The sequence below is a fragment of the Microbacterium sp. CCNWLW41 genome, from assembly GCF_037083505.1.
The window spans coordinates 101992-121815 of the sequence record NZ_JBAOJP010000006.1 but is presented as its reverse complement, the minus strand read 5'-3'; the positions used below and the strand labels follow the sequence as shown (position 1 = coordinate 121815).

The 19824-nt window shown below is 71.5% G+C and carries 21 protein-coding genes; 2 read left to right on the top strand and 19 right to left on the bottom strand.

Annotation, left to right across the window (positions count from 1 at the left end; translation table 11 throughout):
- Positions 1–110: 110 nt before the first annotated feature.
- The 11 genes from V6R91_RS21055 to V6R91_RS21005 form a co-directional block, all read right to left on the bottom strand.
- Positions 111–473: a bacitracin resistance protein gene (locus V6R91_RS21055; protein ID WP_336396879.1), complete on the bottom strand. Its 363-nt coding sequence runs from the start codon at positions 471–473 to the stop codon at positions 111–113.
- An 8-nt stretch (positions 474–481) separates the two neighbouring features.
- The gene (locus V6R91_RS21050) at positions 482–994 is read right to left on the bottom strand and encodes a DNA polymerase III subunit gamma/tau (protein WP_336396878.1); all 513 of its coding nucleotides are present in this window, start codon (positions 992–994) and stop codon (positions 482–484) included.
- A gap of 73 nt (positions 995–1067) precedes the next feature.
- A complete protein-coding gene (locus V6R91_RS21045; RefSeq protein WP_336396877.1) occupies positions 1068–1922 on the bottom strand; it encodes a peptidoglycan-binding domain-containing protein in 855 nt (284 codons plus the stop codon).
- Positions 1923–2016: 94 nt separating this feature from the next.
- Positions 2017–2736: a copper homeostasis protein CutC gene (locus tag V6R91_RS21040; RefSeq protein ID WP_336396876.1), complete on the bottom strand. Its 720-nt coding sequence runs from the start codon at positions 2734–2736 to the stop codon at positions 2017–2019.
- Positions 2737–2813: 77 nt separating this feature from the next.
- Complete coding sequence (locus V6R91_RS21035; RefSeq protein ID WP_336396875.1) at positions 2814–3020, bottom strand: hypothetical protein; 207 nt, start codon at positions 3018–3020, stop codon at positions 2814–2816.
- A gap of 288 nt (positions 3021–3308) precedes the next feature.
- Positions 3309–4334 carry a ketol-acid reductoisomerase gene (ilvC, locus tag V6R91_RS21030; protein WP_336396874.1) on the bottom strand — a complete coding sequence of 342 codons (1026 nt, stop codon included), beginning with the start codon at positions 4332–4334 and terminating at the stop codon, positions 3309–3311.
- Positions 4335–4375: 41 nt separating this feature from the next.
- On the bottom strand, positions 4376–4885 hold the full coding sequence (ilvN, locus tag V6R91_RS21025; protein WP_336396873.1) for an acetolactate synthase small subunit: 510 nt from the start codon (positions 4883–4885) through the stop codon (positions 4376–4378).
- A gap of 3 nt (positions 4886–4888) precedes the next feature.
- On the bottom strand, positions 4889–6691 hold the full coding sequence (locus V6R91_RS21020; RefSeq protein WP_336396872.1) for an acetolactate synthase large subunit: 1803 nt from the start codon (positions 6689–6691) through the stop codon (positions 4889–4891).
- A gap of 47 nt (positions 6692–6738) precedes the next feature.
- Entirely contained in the window at positions 6739–8457 is a 1719-nt protein-coding gene (gene ilvD / locus V6R91_RS21015; protein ID WP_336396871.1) for a dihydroxy-acid dehydratase, read from the bottom strand.
- A gap of 48 nt (positions 8458–8505) precedes the next feature.
- On the bottom strand, positions 8506–9300 hold the full coding sequence (otsB, locus tag V6R91_RS21010; protein ID WP_336396870.1) for a trehalose-phosphatase: 795 nt from the start codon (positions 9298–9300) through the stop codon (positions 8506–8508).
- Positions 9297–10742 carry an alpha,alpha-trehalose-phosphate synthase (UDP-forming) gene (locus V6R91_RS21005; RefSeq protein WP_336396869.1) on the bottom strand — a complete coding sequence of 482 codons (1446 nt, stop codon included), beginning with the start codon at positions 10740–10742 and terminating at the stop codon, positions 9297–9299. Before V6R91_RS21005 ends, otsB begins: the two co-directional genes overlap by 4 nt.
- A 137-nt stretch (positions 10743–10879) precedes the next feature.
- Here V6R91_RS21005 and V6R91_RS21000 point away from each other — a divergent pair, with 137 nt between their 5' ends.
- Positions 10880–11143: a hypothetical protein gene (locus V6R91_RS21000; protein ID WP_336396868.1), complete on the top strand. Its 264-nt coding sequence runs from the start codon at positions 10880–10882 to the stop codon at positions 11141–11143.
- Between the two features lie 5 nt (positions 11144–11148).
- Here the strand turns inward: V6R91_RS21000 and V6R91_RS20995 are convergent, their stop codons facing one another.
- From V6R91_RS20995 to V6R91_RS20985, 3 genes are read right to left on the bottom strand one after another with little or no spacing between them, the layout of a single operon-like run.
- Positions 11149–12333, bottom strand: coding sequence for an acetyl-CoA C-acetyltransferase (locus tag V6R91_RS20995; RefSeq protein ID WP_336396867.1), 1185 nt, complete (start codon positions 12331–12333; stop codon positions 11149–11151).
- Positions 12330–12983, bottom strand: coding sequence for a 3-oxoacid CoA-transferase subunit B (locus tag V6R91_RS20990; protein ID WP_336396866.1), 654 nt, complete (start codon positions 12981–12983; stop codon positions 12330–12332). Before V6R91_RS20990 ends, V6R91_RS20995 begins: the two co-directional genes overlap by 4 nt.
- A gap of 1 nt (position 12984) precedes the next feature.
- Entirely contained in the window at positions 12985–13785 is an 801-nt protein-coding gene (locus V6R91_RS20985; protein ID WP_336396865.1) for a CoA transferase subunit A, read from the bottom strand.
- Positions 13786–13897: 112 nt separating this feature from the next.
- On the opposite strand from V6R91_RS20985, the gene V6R91_RS20980 reads away from it, so the two are divergent.
- The gene (locus V6R91_RS20980) at positions 13898–14677 is read left to right on the top strand and encodes an IclR family transcriptional regulator (protein WP_336396864.1); all 780 of its coding nucleotides are present in this window, start codon (positions 13898–13900) and stop codon (positions 14675–14677) included.
- A 5-nt stretch (positions 14678–14682) separates the two neighbouring features.
- Here the strand turns inward: V6R91_RS20980 and V6R91_RS20975 are convergent, their stop codons facing one another.
- Genes V6R91_RS20975 through V6R91_RS20955 form a run of 5 tightly spaced genes read right to left on the bottom strand, consistent with a single transcriptional unit; the run spans position 14683 to position 19775 of the window.
- The gene (locus tag V6R91_RS20975; RefSeq protein WP_336396863.1) at positions 14683–15651 is read right to left on the bottom strand and encodes an alpha/beta fold hydrolase; all 969 of its coding nucleotides are present in this window, start codon (positions 15649–15651) and stop codon (positions 14683–14685) included.
- Entirely contained in the window at positions 15648–16400 is a 753-nt protein-coding gene (locus V6R91_RS20970) for a 3-hydroxybutyrate dehydrogenase (protein WP_336396862.1), read from the bottom strand. The genes V6R91_RS20975 and V6R91_RS20970 overlap by 4 nt, the downstream gene beginning before the upstream one ends.
- Positions 16400–17083, bottom strand: a complete 684-nt coding sequence (locus V6R91_RS20965; protein ID WP_336396861.1) for a TetR/AcrR family transcriptional regulator — start codon at positions 17081–17083, stop codon at positions 16400–16402. Before V6R91_RS20965 ends, V6R91_RS20970 begins: the two co-directional genes overlap by 1 nt.
- On the bottom strand, positions 17080–18693 hold the full coding sequence (locus tag V6R91_RS20960) for a class I adenylate-forming enzyme family protein (protein WP_336396860.1): 1614 nt from the start codon (positions 18691–18693) through the stop codon (positions 17080–17082). Before V6R91_RS20960 ends, V6R91_RS20965 begins: the two co-directional genes overlap by 4 nt.
- The gene (locus tag V6R91_RS20955; protein ID WP_336397127.1) at positions 18690–19775 is read right to left on the bottom strand and encodes a branched-chain amino acid ABC transporter permease; all 1086 of its coding nucleotides are present in this window, start codon (positions 19773–19775) and stop codon (positions 18690–18692) included. The genes V6R91_RS20960 and V6R91_RS20955 overlap by 4 nt, the downstream gene beginning before the upstream one ends.
- Between the last annotated feature and the right edge of the window lie 49 nt (positions 19776–19824).

The window sequence follows — 19824 nt, the reverse complement described above, 5'->3', positions numbered from 1 at the left end:
GCGGAGCAGGGCGGAGCGGATGCCGCGCCGCACGCCGTCGGGGGCGAGGCCTGTGCCAGCCTACCGCCCGCGCAGGCGGACGCCGGACCGTGTGACGGCGCCGGACGCCGTCAGCCGAGGAAGGACGCGGAGTTGAGCGTCGTGTACGCCACGACGTTCAGCCAGAACACCGCCACCAGCGCCAGGCCCGTGATCATCACGAGCAGCAGCTCATGCGGCGCCCGTCGATAGCCGATGGCGAACGCGGCGCCCCACACGAGCAGCGGGAACACCGCGGCGAAGATCCAGATGAACCAGCCCAGGGCGTTCAGTGTGAGACCCGCGTCGCCGAAGACCTGGATCGTGGTCACGAGGTTGCCGACCGCGTTCCACACCGCGTACGCGTAGAACAGTCCCACCGCGCCGCAGATGACGGCGACGAGCCAGGTCGGCGTCCGCCCCTTGCCCGCACGCGGGGCTGTGGCATCCGTCACGTTCCCGCTCATCGCCCGACCGCCCCGATCATCACGAACGGCCACGGCAGGAGGAGCACGACCCCCGCCGCGAGCCACGCGAACCTCACCCATGCGCGGCGGCCGCGCGTGAGCAGGAAGGTCGTCGCGAACCACAGCGGCGGCGCGAGCACCGCCAGCCAGAGGCTGCCCTGGTACATGACGTCGAACACGAGGTACTGCGCCCGGCCCTGGAGCCGCAGCCCGCCGATGAGCCAGCCGATCGCGTAGAGCGCGTAGACGCCGCCGAGCACTCCGAGGCCCACGAGCGCGCCATTGCCCATCGGCGTGCGACCCGCGGTGGTCCCGTCCGTGCCGAGCGAGCCGTCGGAGGCGTTCGCCGGGGCGGCGGCCACCGTGTCGCTGCCCCTGCCCACGGCGGTGTAGCCCTCGGGGAGCGCGGCCGTGACCTCACCCTCCGGTTCCCGGTCGTCGCCGAGGTCGAGCGTGGGATCGTCGTCGCCGTCCCAGCTCAGGGCATCGTCGTCGCGTCCTGTCGTCACGCTCCCAGCGTAGCGCCGGGCCACGCCCGGGCCGGGCTCGGCCGCTCCGGGCGGATCGGCCGAGTGCGACCCGTCATTCGAAGAGGCGCAGCATGAGGGCGTGCCAGGTCTGCGGACCGACGATGCCGTCCGCGGGCGGTGCGAACAGCTGCTGGAACTCGCGCACGGCGGCGTCGGTCAGCGGACCGAAGTCGCCGTCGACGGCGAGACCGGCGAGGAGTGACTGGAGGGCGCGCACCGCCTCTCCCTTCGGCCCGGCGGGACCGTCGCCGAGCTTCACCGTCATGATGAGACTCGGCCAGTCCAGCTGCCCGAGCGTCGTCGAGATCTCGACGGCCCGGAGTGTCTGCTGGAAGTCGCGCACGGCGTCACCGCTCAGCGGCCCGAACTCGCCGTCGGCGACGATGGCGGCTCCGCGGGCCCGCAGCAGGTGCTGCGCGGCGAGCACGCGCCAGTTGGTCGCCTGCGACGAGCCCTGCTTCACCAGAGCCCACGGACGGGGTCCCGGCATGAACGTGCTGAAGAACGACCACGTCTCGCGGCCGGCGATGCCGTCGAGGGAGAGGCCCCACGACTCCTGGAAGAACTCGACGCGCTCCCTCGTGACCGGCCCGAAGTCCCCGTCGACGACGAGGGGGTCCTCGCCCGGCGATCGGGCGAGGCCGAACTGCTGCACGGCGCGGACGGCGTCACCCGTCGACCCCTGCTGCACCGGGGCGACCAGGCGCGGCCACGTGATCGGGCCCACGATGCCGTCCGCCGGGACGCCCTCGGCCGTCTGCACGGAGGTGACGGCTGCCGCCGTCGCCGGGCCGTACACGCCGTCCACGGCCACGGCGTGTCCGTGCGCGCGCAGGAGGAACTGGATGCCCGGGACGATCGCTGCCGACGATCCCGGTCCGACGGTGCTCCACGGTTCGACGTTCATGACGGTTCCTCTTCTCTGTCTCGGCTGCGGGGACGCCCCTGGGAGGCGAGGCTCGCCCCGGTCGCGGTGATACACGCGGGGGCATGACGGTCCCTCAGCGAGTCGCGGCCGCGACGGCCTCCCGGACGACGGCGACATCGGTCACGTCATGTCCCGACGAGCCCCCGCCGGGACCGGACGGCGCCTCGTGGCCGGCGCGGGCTCGCGCGGAGAGGTGCACGGCGTGGACCCCGACGGAGAAGAGCGCGGGGATGTCCGCCGGCGTGACGCCGCCGCCGGCCATGACCTCGACGTCACCCGACCGCGCCGCGAAGGCGCCGAGCGTCGTCACGCCGTCGATCGCCCTGCTCGCACCGCCCGAGGTGAGCACGCGGTCCACGCCTTCGGCCACGAGCATGTCGAACACGGCGTTCGGGTCGGCGGCCGCGTCGATGGCGCGGTGGAAGACGAGCGTGGCCGCGCCCGCGGCATCCCGCCATCGTCGCAGCGTCTCGATGTCGAGCCCGCCCGTGGTCGTGAGCGCCCCGACGACGACACCGCCCGCACCGCGCTCGACGCAGGCGCGGATGTCGGCGCCCGCGAGCGCGACCTCCTCGGCGTCGTAGACGAAGCCGCCCGCGCGCGGTCGCACGAGCACGTTGACGGCCGACGGCTCGGTGGCGGCGAGCGCGGCCTCGAGGAGCCCGAGGGACGGCGTGAGTCCGCCCACCTCCAGCGCCTGGCACAGCTCGAGGCGGGTGGCGCCGGCTCCCATGGCGACGCGTGCGCCGGCGGGGTCCTGGACCGCGATCTCGACGGGTCGTGCTGCGGACATGCCGCGAGCCTAGCCGTGGGCGCCGCTCGGGGACACGGGTCGGGCCCGCCGCTCCCCGTGCGGCGGGCCCCCCGGATTCACGCAAACCGCAGCGAGCGCGGCCTCGTCAGGAGGCTGCGGAACCACACGCCGATTCCCGCGACGGCGTGCGCCGTCGGGCTCTCGGGTGCGATCACCACGCCGCGATCGGCGATGCTGCGGAGAATCCCGTTCTCGCGATTCAGGGCGGCCGCCCGCTCGCGCTCGAGCCGGTCGGCCGTGAAGGTCAGGGCGTACCCGTCCATGGCCGTTCCTTTCATGAAGATCGCCGCGGGTTCGGCGATGTGTGAAGAGAGCGGCGTGAAGTGGTGCCTGATACGCCACTGACCTCGTCGTCCGCGGGGAGTCAGGCGCGGCGCGCCGCGACGACCGCAGCGGCCACGATGACGGGGTCGGTCACGTCGTGCCCCTCCGCGCCTCCGCCCGGGCCCGACAGACGTCGGATGTCTGAGGGCTACCGGACGCGAAGAGCCCGCCCCCCAGAAGGGGGCGGGCTCTGAATCGCACCTCGGTGCGGATGCCTCAGGGCTCGGTCAGCGCGCCGCGCTTCCCTCCACGTAGTCGGCGTCCTGCTGCTTCCACGCGAAGAGCGAGCGCAGGTCGCGACCGACCGACTCGATCGGGTGCGCGGCGGCCTTCTCGCGCAGCTCGAAGAACTCCTTGGCGCCGTTGTCCTGGTCGTCGATGAAGCGCTTGGCGAACGCGCCGGACTGGATGTCGGCGAGCACCGCCTGCATGTTCTCCTTGACGTGCGGGTCGATGACCCGGGGGCCCGAGACGTAGTCGCCGTACTCGGCCGTGTCGGAGACCGACCAGCGCTGCTTGGCGATGCCGCCCTCCCACATGAGGTCGACGATGAGCTTCAGCTCGTGCAGCACCTCGAAGTACGCGATCTGCGGCTGGTAGCCGGCCTCAGTCAGCGTCTCGAAGCCGTACTGGACGAGCTGCGAGACCCCGCCGCAGAGCACGGCCTGCTCGCCGAACAGGTCGGTCTCGGTCTCTTCGGTGAAGGTCGTCTTGATGACGCCCGCGCGCGTGCCGCCGATGGCCTTCGCGTACGAGAGCGCGGTGGCCCACGCACTGCCCGAGGCATCCCGCTCCACGGCGATGATGTCCGGGATGCCGCGGCCCGCGACGTACTCGCGGCGCACCGTGTGGCCCGGGGCCTTCGGGGCCACGAGGATCACGTCGACGCCCTCGGGGGCCTCGATGTAGCCGAAGCGGATGTTGAAGCCGTGCGCGAACGCGAGCGTCTTGCCCGGGGTCAGCTTGTCCTTGATGCTCTCGTTGTAGATCGAGCGCTGGTGCTGGTCGGGCGCGAGGATCATGATGAGGTCGGCCCACTCGGCCGCATCGGCGACCGACTTGACCTCGAAGCCCTCGTCCTGCGCCTTCTCGGTGGACTTGGAGCCCTCCTTGAGCGCGATGACGACCTCGACGCCCGAGTCGCGGAGGTTCTGGGCGTGGGCGTGGCCCTGCGAGCCGTAGCCCACGATCGCCACCTTCTTGCCCTGGACGATGCTCAGGTCGGCATCGGCGTCGTAGAAGATCTCAGCCATCTTCGTGTTTCTCCTTGATGTTGTGGTCTGTTGGTCGGGGATCAGCCGCGCAGGACGCGCTCGGTGATGCTCTTGCCGCCGCGGCCGATGGCGACGAGGCCGGACTGGGCCAGCTCCTTGATGCCGAAGGGCTCCAGCGCCCGCAGGAAGGCCTCGACCTTGCCCTTGTCGCCGGTGACCTCGACCACCAGCGCGTCCGGCGCGTAGTCGACGATCTGGGCCCGGAAGAGGTTCACCACCTCGAGCACGTTCGAGCGGGTCTGGTTGTCGGCGCGCACCTTGATGAGCATGTGCTCGCGCTGGACGGATGCCACGGGGTCGAGCTCGACGATCTTGATGACGTTGATCAGCTTGTTCAGCTGCTTCGTGACCTGCTCGAGCGGCAGCTCGTCGACGTCGACCACCACGGTGATCCGCGAGAGGCCGGGGACCTCGGTCACGCCCACCGCCAGCGACTCGATGTTGAAGCCGCGACGGGCGAAGAGGCCCGCGACGCGCGTGAGCAGGCCCGGCTTGTCCTCGACGAGGAGGCTCAGCACGTGACTCGACATGGATCAGTCCTCCTGCTCTGCGAAGGCGGGCGAGTGGTCGCGCGCGTACTGCACGTAGCTGTTGCTGACGCCCTGCGGCACCATCGGCCACACCATCGCGTCGGCGCTCACCACGAAGTCGATGACCACGGGACGGTCGTTCGTCTCGAGCGCCGTCTTGATCGCGGCATCCACGTCCTCCTCCTTCTCGACGCGGATGGCGAGGCAGCCGTAGGCCTCGGCGAGCGTGACGAAGTCGGGGATGCGCACGGTGCCGTGACCGGTGTTGAGGTCGGTGTTGGAGTGCCGGCCGTCGTAGAACAGCGTCTGCCACTGGCGCACCATGCCCAGCGACGAGTTGTTGATGATCGCGACCTTGATCGGGATGTCGTTGATCGCGCAGGTCGCGAGCTCCTGATTGGTCATCTGGAAGCAGCCGTCGCCGTCGATCGCCCACACCACGCGGTCGGGCTCGGCGACCTTGGCGCCCATCGCCGCCGGGACGGAGTACCCCATGGTCCCCGCGCCGCCGGAGTTCAGCCACGCGTTCGGGCGCTCGTACTTGATGAACTGCGCCGCCCACATCTGGTGCTGCCCGACGCCGGCGGCGTAGATGCCTTCAGGGCCCGTGAGCTCGCCGATGCGCTGGATCACGTACTGCGGCGACATCAGGCCGTCGGTCGGCTGCGAGTAGCCGAGCGGGAACTCGTCGCGCAGGCCGTCGAGGAAGGACCACCACTCGGCGATGTCCGGATTGCCGCCCTTGAGGGCTGCCTGGAACGCCGCGTGCAGGTCGACGAGCACGTCCTTGAGGTCGCCGACGATCGGGACGTCGGCGGTGCGGATCTTCGAGATCTCGGCCGGGTCGATGTCGACGTGCACGACCTTCGCGTTCGGCGCGAACAGCGCCGCTTTGCCGGTGACGCGGTCGTCGAACCGCGCGCCGAGCGCGACGATGAGGTCGGCCTCCTGCAGCGCGAGCACCGCCGGGACGGTGCCGTGCATGCCCGGCATGCCGAGGTGCTGCTCGTGCGAGTCCGGGAAGGCGCCGCGCGCCATGAGCGTGGTGACGACCGGGGCGCCGGTCGCCTGCGCGAACGTGCGCAGCTCTTCCGAGGCGCGTGCCCGGACCACGCCGCCGCCGACGTAGAGCACCGGCTTGCGGGCCTCCACGATCATCTGCGCGGCGGCCTGGATCTGCTTGCCGTGCGCCTTGGTCACCGGCCGGTAGCCCGGCAGGTCGATCTTCGGCGGCCACACGAACGGCGCCTCGGCCTGCTGCGCGTCCTTCGTGATGTCCACGAGCACCGGCCCGGGGCGTCCGGTCGAGGCGATCTCGAAGGCCGCCGCGAGGGCGCCGGGGATGTCCTCGGCGCGCTTGACGAGGAACGAATGCTTGGTGATGGGCATGGTGATGCCCACGATGTCGGCCTCCTGGAAGGCATCCGTCCCCATGAGCGTGGAGAACACCTGGCCGGTGATGCACACGATCGGCACCGAGTCCATGTACGCGTCGGCGATCGCCGTCACGAGGTTGGTGGCGCCGGGGCCGGAGGTCGCGATCGCCACGCCCACACGACCGGATGCCGCGGCGTAGCCTTCCGCGGCGTGACCTGCGCCCTGCTCGTGCCGGACGAGGATGTGGCGGACCGACTCGTCGTCCATGAGCGGGTCGTAGACGGGCATGATCGCGCCGCCGGGCAGGCCGAAGACGTCGGTCACCCCCAGCAGGTCGAGGGAGCGGACGACCGCTTCCGCGCCCGTGAGCACGGGCGTCGAGGCGGTGCGGGCCGGCGGCCGGGGAACGGCAGCGGTGTCGAGTGACATGGTGAGGATCCTCTGAGTCGGTTCGGAGGGCTTGTCGGAAGCCGGACTCAACCGGTGGTCGCGCCCTCCGCAGCGGAGCGCACGAGTCGGGAGTACTTGGCAAGGACGCCACGGGTATAGCGCGGGGGAAGCGGCTCCCAGCCCAAGCGGCGGGAGTCGAGCTCAGCCTCGTCGACGAGTAGATCGAGAGTGCGAGCCGCGATATCGACCCGTATCAGATCACCATCGCGCACGAAGGCGATGGGACCAGCGTCCACCGCTTCGGGTGCTATGTGGCCGATGCACAGGCCGGTTGTGCCGCCTGAGAATCGTCCGTCCGTCAAGAGTAGTACATCTTTTCCGAGGCCTGCGCCCTTGATGGCTGCGGTGATGGCGAGCATCTCGCGCATGCCGGGGCCGCCCTTGGGGCCCTCGTAGCGGATGACGACGACGTCGCCCGCGACGATCTCGCCGGCCTCGAGGGCGTCCATCGCGGCGCGCTCCCGCTCGAACACGCGCGCGGGACCCTCGAACACGTTGCCGTCGAAGCCGGCCGACTTCACCACCGCTCCCTCGGGCGCGATCGTGCCGTGCAGGATCGTGATGCCGCCCGTCTCGTGGATGGGGTCGTCGAAGCGGTGGATGACGGTGCCGTCCACGGGGTCCGGGTCGAGTTCTGCGAGGTTCTCGGCGAGCGTCTTGCCGGTGACCGTGAGGGCGTCGCCGTGCAGCAGGCCCTCGTCGAGCATGGCCTTCATGATGACCGGGATGCCGCCGTGACGGTCGACGTCGTTCATGACGTACTGGCCGAAGGGCTTCATGTCGGCCACGTGGGGCACCTTGTCGCCGATGCGGTTGAAGTCGCGAAGGCTCAGGTCGACGTCGGCTTCGCGCGCGATCGCCAGCAGATGCAGGACGACGTTCGTCGACCCGCCGAGCGCCATGGCGAGGGCGATGGCGTTCTCGAACGCCTCCTTGGTGAGGATGTCGCGGGTCGTGATGCCCTGGCGGAGCAGGTTCACGACCGCCTCCCCCGACCGGTGGGCGAAGTAGTCGCGGCGGCGGTCGGCGGACGGCGGTGCGGCCGACCCGGGCAGGCTGAGCCCGAGGGCCTCGGCGACCGAGGCCATGGTGTTGGCGGTGTACATGCCGCCGCAGGCGCCTTCGCCGGGGGCGATGGCGCACTCGATGCGCTTGAGGTCGGCCTCGCTCATCTTGCCGGCCAGGCACGCGCCCACGGCTTCGAACGAGTCGATGATGGTGACGTCCTTCTCGGTGCCGTCCGAGAGCTTGACCCAGCCGGGCGCGATCGAGCCGGCGTAGAGGAAGACGCTCGAGAGGTCGAGCCGCGCGGAGGCCATCAGCATGCCGGGGATCGACTTGTCGCAGCCCGCGAGGAGCACCGAGCCGTCGAGGCGCTCGGCCATGATGACCGTCTCGACCGAGTCGGCGATGACCTCCCGCGAGACGAGCGAGAAGTGCATGCCCTCGTGGCCCATCGAGATGCCGTCCGAGACGGAGATGGTGCCGAACTGGAGCGGGTAGCCGCCGCCCGCGTGCACCCCCTCCTTGGCGCCCTGTGCGAGCCTGTCGAGGCTCAGGTTGCACGGGGTGATCTCGTTCCAGCTGGAGGCGATGCCGATCTGCGGCTTGTCCCAGTCCGCGTCACCCATGCCGACCGCGCGGAGCATGCCGCGGGAGGTCGTCGCTTCGATGCCGTCGGTGACGACGCGACTGCGGGGCTTGATGTCGATGGAGTTGTCAGCGGGCGAATCGGGCAGGGCCATTGACTCAGTGTATTCCCGCGGCAGCGCGCGCTCGGCCGCTGTGACGCGTCAGCCGCGCGCCTCGGTACGCGCCTGTGCGAGACGCTCCAGGAGGGCGGCCAGCGCGGCGATGTCGGGCACCGTCACGGTAGCCGCCGTGGGCCCGCCGCCGACGTGGACGCCGAGGTCGGCCGCTCCGAGACTCGCCAGCGCGTCCTCGTCGGTCACGTCGTCGCCCGCGAAGAGCACCGCCGAGGCGGCCGTCCGCGCGCGGAGCTCGGCGATCGCGGAGTCCTTCCCCTCGTGACGGAAGGCGTACTCGACGATGTTGTGCCCCGTGCGCCGGCGCCACTGCGGCGCCTCCGCCGAGACGATCTCGTCGACCATCCGGTTCGCCGTCGCGGCGGCCTGCGGGTCGGCCCGCCGGGTGTGCACACCGAACCCGAACGTCTTCGGCTCGATCCACACCCCCTCGAGGTGGGCGGTCTCCCGCTCGGCGCGCGCCCGAAGCGCGTCGCGCAGTGCGGCGTCGGCGTCGTCCTCGGCGTGGCGGGAGAGGCCCTCACCGGGGATCCAGTACTCCGCACCGTGCGAGCCGGCCAGGAGCACCCGAGACGCGTCGTCGTGCTCGGCGATCACGCGCAGATCGCTCAGGCTGCGGCCCGATACGAACGCGACCACGGTGTCGGGCACGGCGACGAGGGCGTCGACCGCCGCACGAGCCGCCGGCAGCATCCGCGCATCCATCGGCTCGTCCTCGAGGGGCGAGAGCGTGCCGTCGAAGTCGAGGGCGACCAGGAGCCGATCGGATGCCGCGACCCGCGCGATCTGCGCTCGCGCGTCGTCGTCGAGGGCGGCGCTCATGCGTGGGCCCCGGCGTCGGGGCGGCCGCGGCGCGCCGCGTCCAGGGCGTCGAGGAACGACCGGGACCAGCGCGCGACGTCGCTCTCGATCACCTTCTTGCGCAGCGCCCGCATGCGCCGGCCCTGCTCTGCGGACGGCATCTCGATGGCGCGCATGATCGAGTCCTTCATGCCGTCGATGTCGTGGGGATTGATGCGGATCGCGCTCGGCAGCTCGTCCGCGGCGCCGGCGAACTCGCTCAGCACGAGCACCCCCCGGTTGTCGATGCGCGACGCGACGTACTCCTTGGCCACGAGGTTCATGCCGTCCCGCAGCGCCGTGACGAGCATGACGTCGGCGGCCAGGAACAGCGCGACCATCTCTTCGCGCGGGTAGGCCTGGTGCAGGTAGCGGATCGCGGTGTGCCCCATCGTGTCGTGGTCGCCGTTGATGCGGCCCACGGTGAGCTCGATCTCGTCCCGCAGCTGCATGTACGCCTCGACGCGCTCGCGGCTGGGGCTCGCGACCTGCACCAGCGTGACGTCCTCGACCGAGATGCGGCCGTCCTCGAGCAGCTCGCCGAACGCCTTCATGCGGTGGCGGATGCCCTTGGTGTAGTCCAGGCGGTCGACCCCGAGCAGGATCTTCTTCGGGTTCCCGAGGCTCTCCCGGATCTCCCGCGCACGCGCCCGCACGTCCTCGCGACGCGCGAGCTCGATGTAGGACGAGGCGTCGATCGAGATGGGGAAGGCCTTGGCCAGCGCCCGCCGGGTCGTGCCATCGGGGTTCGGGACGCTGATGCCGGTGGCCTTGGTGTCGTAGCGCAGCTGACGGCGGACGGCCCGGGCGAAGTTGCCCGCGTCGGCCACCCGCTGGAAGCCGATGACGTCGGCGCCGAGGAGGCCCTCGAGCACCTGCCGCCGCCACGGGAGCTGCGAGTAGAGGCCGTATGCCGGGAAGGGAATGTGGTGGAAGTACCCGATCGTGAGGTCGGGGCGCATGTCGCGGAGCATCTGGGGCACGAGCTGCAGCTGATAGTCCTGCACCCATACGGTCGCACCCTCGGCCGCGACCGCCGCCGTGGCCTCGGCGAAGCGGCGGTTGACCCGCACGTAGGCGTCCCACCACACGCGCCGGTAGCGCGGCTCCGCGATGACGTCGTGGTAGAGCGGCCAGAAGGTGTCGTTCGACATGCCCTCGTAGTACTTCTCGACCTCGTCGGAGCTGAGGGCGACGGGGACGAGATAGGTGCCCTCGAACTCGAACGGCTCGACGTCGATGTCGGGCTGGCCCGGCCAGCCCACCCACGCGCCGTCCGACCGCCGCATCACCGGCTCGAGTGCCGTCACCAGCCCGCCGGGTGAGCGACGCCACCCCTGCTCGCCCGCGGCGTCGACGACCCGGTCGACGGGGAGGCGGTTGGCGACGACGACGAGGTCGGCGCTGTGTGCGGGCTCTGTCACGCGGGCTCCTGACGGTTTCGTGGACTCGGCACGCCCAGGCTAACAGCGCCGTTCCGCCCGGCCTGCGCCCCTTGACGCACCGAGCGCGCACATGTCAAGGGGCGCAGGGTGCGCGCACCCCGCGCTAACGTGGCCCCATGCGCAAGTACCTCTTCGGCACCGGGCTCCTCACCGCCGTCACGGGCGGTTTGACGCTGCTGAGGGGACTCCGCGAGAAGGAGCCCTTCACGTGGCGCCAGGTGCTCGCCTGGATCAGCTGGGGCATCTCGCTCGCCCTCGCGATCGGCGCCATCGTCGACCTGCGCCGTGCCGCACACGGCGAGGCGGTCGCCAAGGACTCCCCCATCCATGGGAACGAGCGCAAGATCCGCAAGGACCGCCTCAAGCGCCTCGCGGACTGACCCGCTCAGCGTGTGAGGATCAGCGCGTCGCCCTGACCGCCCCCGCCGCACAGCGCGACCGCGGCCGTCCCGCCGCCGCGGCGGACGAGCTCGTGCACCGCGTGGACGACCAGCCGGTTGCCGGAGGCCCCGATGGGATGCCCGATCGCGATGCCGCCGCCGTGCGGGTTGACGACGTCGTCCGACAGTCCGAGCTCCGCCTGCGATCGCGCCACGACGGCCCCGAACGCCTCGTTGATCTCCACGATGTCGAGGTCGGATGCCGCGATCCCCTGCTTCTCGAGCGCCTTCTCGATCGCGCGTGCGGGCTGCGAGTGCAGCGAGTTGTCGGGACCGGCGACCTGCCCGGAGGCGCCGACGACCGCGAGGACGGGCCAGCCGTTCTCGTCGGCGTGCGAGCGCCGGGTGAGCACCACCGCCGAGGCGCCGTCGGAGATCTGCGACGAGTTGCCGGCCGTGATCGAGCCGCCCTCGGCGAAGGCGGCACGCAGGCGCGAGAGGGTCTCGATCGTCGTCTCGGGTCGCACGCCCTCGTCCTTCGTCACGACCACCGGGTCGCCCTTGCGCTGCGGGATCTCCACCGGCACGATCTCGGCGTCGAACACTCCGTCGGCCTGGGCGGCCGCGGCGCGCTGGTGCGAGCGCGCGGCGACGGCATCCTGCGCTTCCCGCGTGACCTCGAGCCGGCCGTTGTGCCGCTCCGTCGACGCGCCCATGCTCTCGCGGTCGTATGCGTCGGTCAGCCCGTCGTGCGCCATGTGGTCGAGCACTTCGATCGAACCGTACGCCCACCCGTCGCGCGAGCCCATCAGGAGGTGCGGCGCACGGGTCATGGACTCCATGCCGGCGGCGACCACGACCGTCGCGTCCCCCACGGCGATCATTCGGGCGCCGTCGATGACGGCGGTGAGCCCGGAGAGGCACACCTTGTTGACCGAGCCCGAGTGCACGTCCCACCCGATGCCGGCCCCCACGGCCGCCTGCCGCGCAGGGTTCTGGCCGCTGCCGGCGGCGAGCACCTGCCCGACGAGCACCGCGTCGACGGCGTCGGCGGGGATGCCGCTCTTGTCGAGGGCGCCCTTGATCGCTGCGCTGCCGAGCTGCACCGCGGTCAGCGGCGCGAGCTGGCCCTTCAGCCGCCCCTGCGGCGTGCGCGCGGCGGCGACGATGACGATGTCTTCACGGGTCATGAGATCACTTCCAGCTGTTCGGAGACGGTGAGTCGGGGCTCTGTCGCGGCGATGACCTCCTCGACGGTGACACCCGGCGCGGTCTCGACGAGCACGAGGCCGGCATCGGTCACATCGATGACGGCGAGGTCGGTGATGATGCGGTCCACGACGCCGCGGCCGGTGAGGGGCAGCGTGCACTCGTCCACGATCTTGGCCGAGCCGTCCTTGGCGACGTGCTCCATGAGCACGATGACCTTCGCGGCTCCGTGCACGAGGTCCATCGCGCCGCCCGGGCCCTTGACCATCTTGCCGGGGATCATCCAGTTCGCGAGGTCACCCGTCGCCGAGACCTGCATGGCGCCGAGGATGGCGGCGTCGATCTTGCCGCCGCGGATCATGCCGAAGCTCGTCGCGGAGTCGAAGAACGCGGCGCCCGGAAGGGTCGTGACGGTCTCCTTGCCGGCGTTGATGAGGTCGGGATCGACGTCCTCCTCCGTCGGGTACGGGCCGACGCCGAGGATGCCGTTCTCGGACTGCAGCACGACCGTCACGCCGTCGGGCACGAAGTTCGGCACGAGCGTCGGCAGGCCGATGCCGAGGTTGACGTAGGCCCCGTCGGCGAGCTCCGCAGCCGCGCGCGCGGCCATCTCATTGCGGCTGAGCGCCATGTCAGGCTCCTTCCGGCATCTCGCGCGCGGCGGCCCGGGCGACCGAGACCGTTCGTCGTTCGATGCGCTTCTCGATGTCGGCTCCGACCTCCACGATGCGGTGCACGTAGATGCCGGGCAGGTGGATGGCGTCGGGATCCAGCTCGCCCGGTTCGACGAGCTCTTCGACCTGAGCGATGCACACGCGCCCGGCCATCGCGGCGAGCGGGTTGAAGTTGCGCGCCGCCTTGTTGAAGACGAGGTTGCCGTGGCGGTCGCCCTTGAGCGCGTGGACGAGCGCGAAGTCGGTGACGATCGCCTCTTCCAGCACATAGTCGCGCGCGGCGCCCGAGACGTCGAAGCTGCGCACGTCCTTGACCGGGGATGCGACGGCGATCGAGCCGTCGACGGCGTAGCGGCGCGGCAGCCCGCCCTCGGCGACCTGCGTGCCCACGCCGGTCTGCGTGTAGAACGCCGCGATCCCTGAGCCTCCCGCCCGGAGCTTCTCGGCGAGGGTGCCCTGGGGCGTGAGCTCGAGCTCGAGCTCACCGGAGAGGAACTGCCGCTCGAACTCCTTGTTCTCGCCGACGTACGACGAGGTCATCTTGCGGATGCGCTTGGCGTTCAGCAGGATGCCGAGCCCCCAGTCGTCGACGCCGCAGTTGTTGCTGACGATGCTGAGGTCGCTCGTCCCCTGCGCCAGCAGCGCCTCGATGAGGGCGATCGGGTTGCCGGAGAGCCCGAAGCCTCCGACCGCGAGAGAGGCGCCGTCGGGGATGTCGGCGACGGCCTCGGCCGCCGAGCCCCAGGTCTTGTCGATCATGCTGCTCCTTCGCATCGCTCGTGCCCTCGATCCTGCCGCGCCCGACCCCGGCGCGCGAGGCGTCGCTTGCCATGTGGCCGATACGGCGCGTAGCGTCCATATCGTGGACAGCATGCCCAAGCGCTCCGTCCCGGGGGCGCAGTCGATCGCCCGCGCGGCGCAACTCCTGCGCCTGGTGACCGCAGGGGGCGCCGAGGGCATGGCGGTCGCCGAGCTCGCACGACGCGCGGAGCTGACCCGGCCCACCGCGCATCGCCTGCTGACCGCGCTGCGGCACGAAGGGCTCGTCGACCAGGACGAGCGCACCGGACGCTGGATGCCGGGACCGGAGCTGTTCCTGATGGGCACCGTGGCGGCATCCCGCTACGACATCACCGCCATCGCGCGCGACATCGTACGATCCCTTGCCGTTCGCACCGAGGAGAGCGCGTTCCTCTCGGTGCGACGCGGCGATGAGACCGTGTGCCTCCTCCGGGAGGAGGGCAGCTTCCCGATCCGCTCGTTCGTGCTGTCGGAGGGCGTGCGCTTCCCGCTCGGGGTGGCCTCCGCCGGGCTGGCGATCCTGTCCTTCCTGCCGCCCCACGATGTGGACGCCTACTTCGAGCGACACCCCGAGCTGCCGGAGCAGTGGGGCGCGGCGCACGGCGAGCGACGGCTTCGGACCAGGCTGCGCGAGACGCAGGAGCGCGGCTACGCGGTCAACCCCGGCCTCATCGTCGAGGGCTCGTACGGCATCGGCGCGGCTGTCTTCACGCGCGAGGGCCACCCGCAGTGGGCGTTGAGCCTGACGGGCGTGCAGTTCCGCTTCGGGGCCGACCGGCTTCCGGAGCTGGGCCGCACGCTCTTGGCTCACGCCCATCAGCTGACGACCCGCATCGCCGCCTCCCGCTGACGGCGTCACACCAGCGCGGCGAGCTCCTCCCGCACGGCGGCGGCCACGACGTCGGCCCCGGCCGGCGACATCACGATCGTGTAGTGGTTGAACCCCGCCACCCGCTCGTGCGCGACGCCCGGGTACGACGCGAGCAGGCGCTCCAGGTGCTCGGGGGCGTAGAGGCCCGGCGGCTCGTTCTGCAGGCCGAGCGGCACCGTGATCAAGCGCGTCGGATGCCGCAGCCCGGCCAGCGCCGCGGGCAGCGCGGCGCCGGTGTTCATGTCGACGGTGTCATCCGCGGTGGTCGCGTAGCTCGTCGCCGGCCGGTACGCGCCGGCTCCGTCCTCGACGAGGTCGTAGGCCAGGTAGCGCTCGAGCTCGGGCGTCCAGTCCTCGCCGAACGCCGGATGCCGCCGCCAGAACTCCAGGTACTCCCCCGGCCCGGCGAACCTCATCGACAGCCGCGCCGCCGTCGGGCCGAGGATGCCGGCGACCAGCTGGTCGGCGCTGAGGCCCTGCGGCACGTCCAGCGGCAGTCCGCCGTCGACGAGCACGACGCGCGAGACGCGCTCGGGGTGCCGGTGGGCGAAGACCACCGAGACGAACCCGCCCATCGAGTGTCCGACGACCACTGTCCGCGAGATCCCGAGGGCGTCGAGCAGCGACGCGAGGTCCGCCGCGTGCGCGGCCATCCCGGCAGAGCCCGCGAGCCCGTTGCTGCGACCGCGGCCGCGGAGGTCGGGGGCGACGACGCGCACGCCCGGCAGCCGCTCCACGACGAACGGCCAGGCCAGGTGCGACGCGGTGACGCCGTGCACGAGAAGCACCGTCTGCACCCCGGCCGCGTCGTGCGCCGGCGTGTCGATCGGCTCCCACACGCCGGCGTGCAGCAGTCCGCCGTCCACGGGGACGTCGACCTCACGGTATTCGTGTGCGGCCACGGGCGCCGCCGCCGGGACGGCGCCGCCGCCGGGGATCCTGTCGTGGTTCATCGAGCCGTCCATCCGCCGTCCATCGTGTACGAGGCGCCGGTGACCATCCCCGCCCGGTCGGACGCGAGCCATCCGGCCAGTGAGGCGACCTCGTCCGCCTCGACGAGGCGCTTGATGGCGCTCTCGGTGAGCATGATCTTCTCGACCACCTCTTCGGCCGGGATCCCGTGCACCTTCGCCTGATCCGCGATCTGCTTCTCCACCAGCGGGGTGCGCACGTATGCCGGGTTGATGCAGTTGCTCGTCACACCGTGCGGGGCGCCCTCGAGGGCGGTGACCTTCGACAGTCCCTCCAGGCCGTGCTTGGCTGCGACATAGGCCGACTTGAACGGGCTCGCGCGCAGGCCGTGGGCGCTGGAGATGTTGATGACCCGTCCCCACCCGCGCTCGTACATCCCGGGAAGCGCGGCGCGGATCAGCAGGAACGGCGACTCGAGCATGAGCCGCAGCAGCAGGCGGAACGTGTCGGGATCGAACTCGGTGATCGGCGACACCCGCTGGATCCCGGCGTTGTTGACGAGGATGTCGACGTCCAGCGCGAGATCCTCGAGCGCCGCGGTGTCGGAGAGGTCCGCCACCCAGGATTCGCCGCCCACCGCGGTGGCGGCATCCGTCGCGGCCTGGGCATCGCGATCGGCGACGATGACATGAGCGCCTCGCGAAGCGAGCTCGTGCGCGCACGCCAGACCGATGCCGCTCGCACCGCCGGTCACCAGCGCCCGCCTGCCGGCGAGATCCTTGTCTGCCATCAGCCTTCCTTCCTCTCGTCGGCGCCGCGAGGAGCCAGCGCGTTGTCGATGATGCGGGTCATGCCGGCGAAGACCGCGGGGTCGAGCTCGGCAGGCGGCCTGCCCTCGGCGTCGCGCTCCCACAGCAGGAACCGCATGCCGATCAGCTCGCCCATGCCCATCAGGGCCCAGGCCGTGGTCTCGGGGTCGAGCTGCCGGTCGACGTCGCCGGCCTCCTGGGCCGCACGGAGTCCGGCTTCGTAGCCCTCGACGATGCGCGTGTAGTGGGTGCGCAGCACCGCGGGCGACACGAACTCCGCCTCGCGCACCACCCGGTACAGCGCGGGGTGCTCCGCGGTGAACCGGAAGAAGCCGGCGAAGCCCGCGCGCTCCGCCTCCAGCCGCGACGCCGCGCCCGTCATGGCCTCGGACATCGAATGGCGCACGCGACGGTTCAGGTCGAGCACGAGAGCCTCGAAGATCGACTGCTTGCTGTCGAAGTAGAGGTAGAAGGTGCCCAGGCCGATGCCCGCCCGCTCGGTGATCTTGACGATGGATGCCTCGTGGTAGCCCTGGTCCGCGAACACCAGCTCCGCCGCCTCGAGGAGGCGACGGCGGGTCGCCTCTCCGCGCTTGGTGAGGGGGCGCCCGGTCGCGGACGAGACCAGCTCCCCCCCGTCGACCATCTCGTCGGACATGCTCATGCGGACTCCCCCGTCCCTCGCGCCCTGAACGCCGCGGGCCCTGCCGCCTGTCGATCCCCCGGGCCCGGCGCCGATCCGAGAGCCCACTCGCGCAGCCGGGAGCGGGCGAGCTTGTCGATCGTCGAACGCGGCAGTGCGTCCACCAGCACGACACGCACCGGCACCTTGAACGCGGCGAGGTTGCGCCGCGCGTGCGTGAGGAGCTCGTCCTCCGCCAGCGCCGCACCGGCGGCCGGCACGACGAACGCGATCCCGCGTTCGCCCCACACCGGGTCCGGAACGCCGACGACGGCGGCCGCCGCGACGAGCGGATGCAGGCACAGCGCGTACTCCACCTCGGCCGGCGCGACGTTCTCGCCGCCCGAGATGAAGATGTCCTTCAGCCGGTCGACGATCCGGAACACGCCGTCCCCGTCGCGCGAGACGAGGTCGCCCGTGCGCAGCCACTCGCCGTCCCGCGCGCGCGAGGTGGCGGCGGCGTCGCCGAGGTAGCCCGCGAACACGCTGGGTCCGCGCACCCACAGCTCGCCGGTGGCCTCGCCCTCCAGGGTCAGGCCGGTGGCGGGATCGACGATCCTCACCGACACGTACGGGTACGGCCGCCCGACGGCGCCCGGCGCGGCCGCGGCCTCTGCGGCCGGGAGGTGCAGGACGTTCGGACCCGCCTCGGTCAGCCCGTACCCCTGCGTGAGCGGGACGCCGCGGGACGCCCAGGCCTCCTGCAGCGGCACCGGCATGGTGGCACCCCCCACGAGGGCCAGCCGGAGCGACGAGGCATCCGTCGACTCCCACTCCCGATCGGCGGCCAGCAGCGCGTACTGCGTGGGCACGCCCATCATGGCGGTGATGCGGCGGTCGGCGATGAGCTGCAGCACCCGGGCGGGCTGGAACGAGCGCTCCAGCACGACGGTCGCCCCGACCCACCAGGCCAGCAGCGGCTGGCAGTTCCACGCGGCGACGTGGAACTGCGGCAGCATCGCCAGCACGACGTCGTCCTGCGCGAGCGGGAGCGCCTGCGAGAGGGCAAGGTTGTTCCAGAAGCAGTTGGCGTGCGTCAGGACCACGCCCTTGGGAGCGGCCTCGCTGCCCGACGTGAAGATGACGAGCAGCGGGTCGTCGTCGCGTACCGGCCGGTGCGTGCGCAGGTGCCGTGCGCGAGGGACGGATGCCTCGATCCCGGTGGTGCCCAGGGCCGCGGTGGGACCGGTCCGGTCCGCGAGCCGCAGCGCCTCGCCGGCGAGCGCGGCGTGCTCGTCCTCGATCAGCACGAGCGCCGGCGCGGATCGGGTGAGGACGTCGGCGAGCTCGCGCGGAGTGAGCCGCCACGACAGCGGCACGAAGGCGATCCCCGCGATCGCGCACGCGAAGAAGGCGACGACGTGGTCGGTCGAGTTCCCCGACACCGTCGCGATGCGGTCGCCCGGGCCGTAGCCCGATCGCCGGAGGTTCTCGGCGAGCTCGACGGCCCGGGCGGCGAGCGTCGCGTAGTCGGTCGTCACGCCCCTGTCGTCCACCGCGATGCGCTCCGGTGAGCGCCCGGCCCGATCGGTGATCCAGCGGCCGATGGTGTGCGGCTCGTCCTCGACGTGCGCATCGAGCCCCCAGGTCATGAGCGCACCTCGGCGGGCGCCTCGGCCGCCTCCGTCGCCTGCTCGGCGTCGTCGAGGCTCCGCAGCGAGGTGCGCACCCGCTCGCCGCGGCGGCGCTTGGCGGCGGCGTCGATCGTGCCGGCGATACCGCCCGGCAGGAACATCACCACGACGATGAAGAGCACGCCGAGGAGGAACAGCGGCTCCGACAGCGGCACGCGCAGCCAGTCAGGGAGGTCCGCGATCGCTTCGGATCCGGCCAGCACGGTGAGCCGCTGATCGAGGAGCGTGTACAGCACACCCCCGACGATGGCACCCCACCGGAACCCGACGCCACCCAGCACGACCATGACCAGCACGGTGATGGTGAGATCGGCCGAGACGGCGCGCGGCACGGTGCCCGACTGCAGCAGCATGTACGCCACGCCGGCCAGCGCCGCCAGCGCCGCGGCGATGACGAACACGATGAGCCGCACGCGGTAGGGCGAGAGCCCCAGCACGCGCACCCGCTGCTCGTTCTCGCGGGTCGCGCGTGCGAGGTGGCCCAGACGCGAGGTGTCGACCCACAGTGTCACGAGATAGACCACGACGAGCACGACGAGCGTGAACCAGTACAGGTTGCGGGTATTGATCACGCCGATGAGGAAGTCCGGCACCTGCTCGGTGTTCAGGCTCAGGCCCTCCTCGCCCCCCGTCACCTGGGAGTTGCGGCGCACGAGCACCGAGCCCGCCTGCGCGAAGGCCAGGGTCACCATGGCGAACGGGATGCCCGACACCCGCATCGACACCGCACCGGTCACGAGCGCGATGACCATGCCGCCGATGAGCGCGACGAAGATGCCCGGCCACAGCGGCACGCCGAAGTGCTCGAGGGCGATGCCGAGTCCGTAGGCGCCGGCGCCGAAGTAGAGCGCGTGACCGAACGACAGCATCCCGCCCGATCCCAGCAGCAGGTTGTAGGACAGTGCGAGCGCCGCGAACACCATGCACAGCGACAGCAGCGCGAGCGTGCCCGGCATGTAGGTCGGCGTGGGCAGGATGCCGGGAAGCGAGAGGTTGAGCAGCGGAAGCATCGCCATGAAGGCGACCAGCACCGCGCCCATGATCGCGGGGGCGAAGCGACGGAGGGCGGAGCCCTGCCCCGGTCCCTGA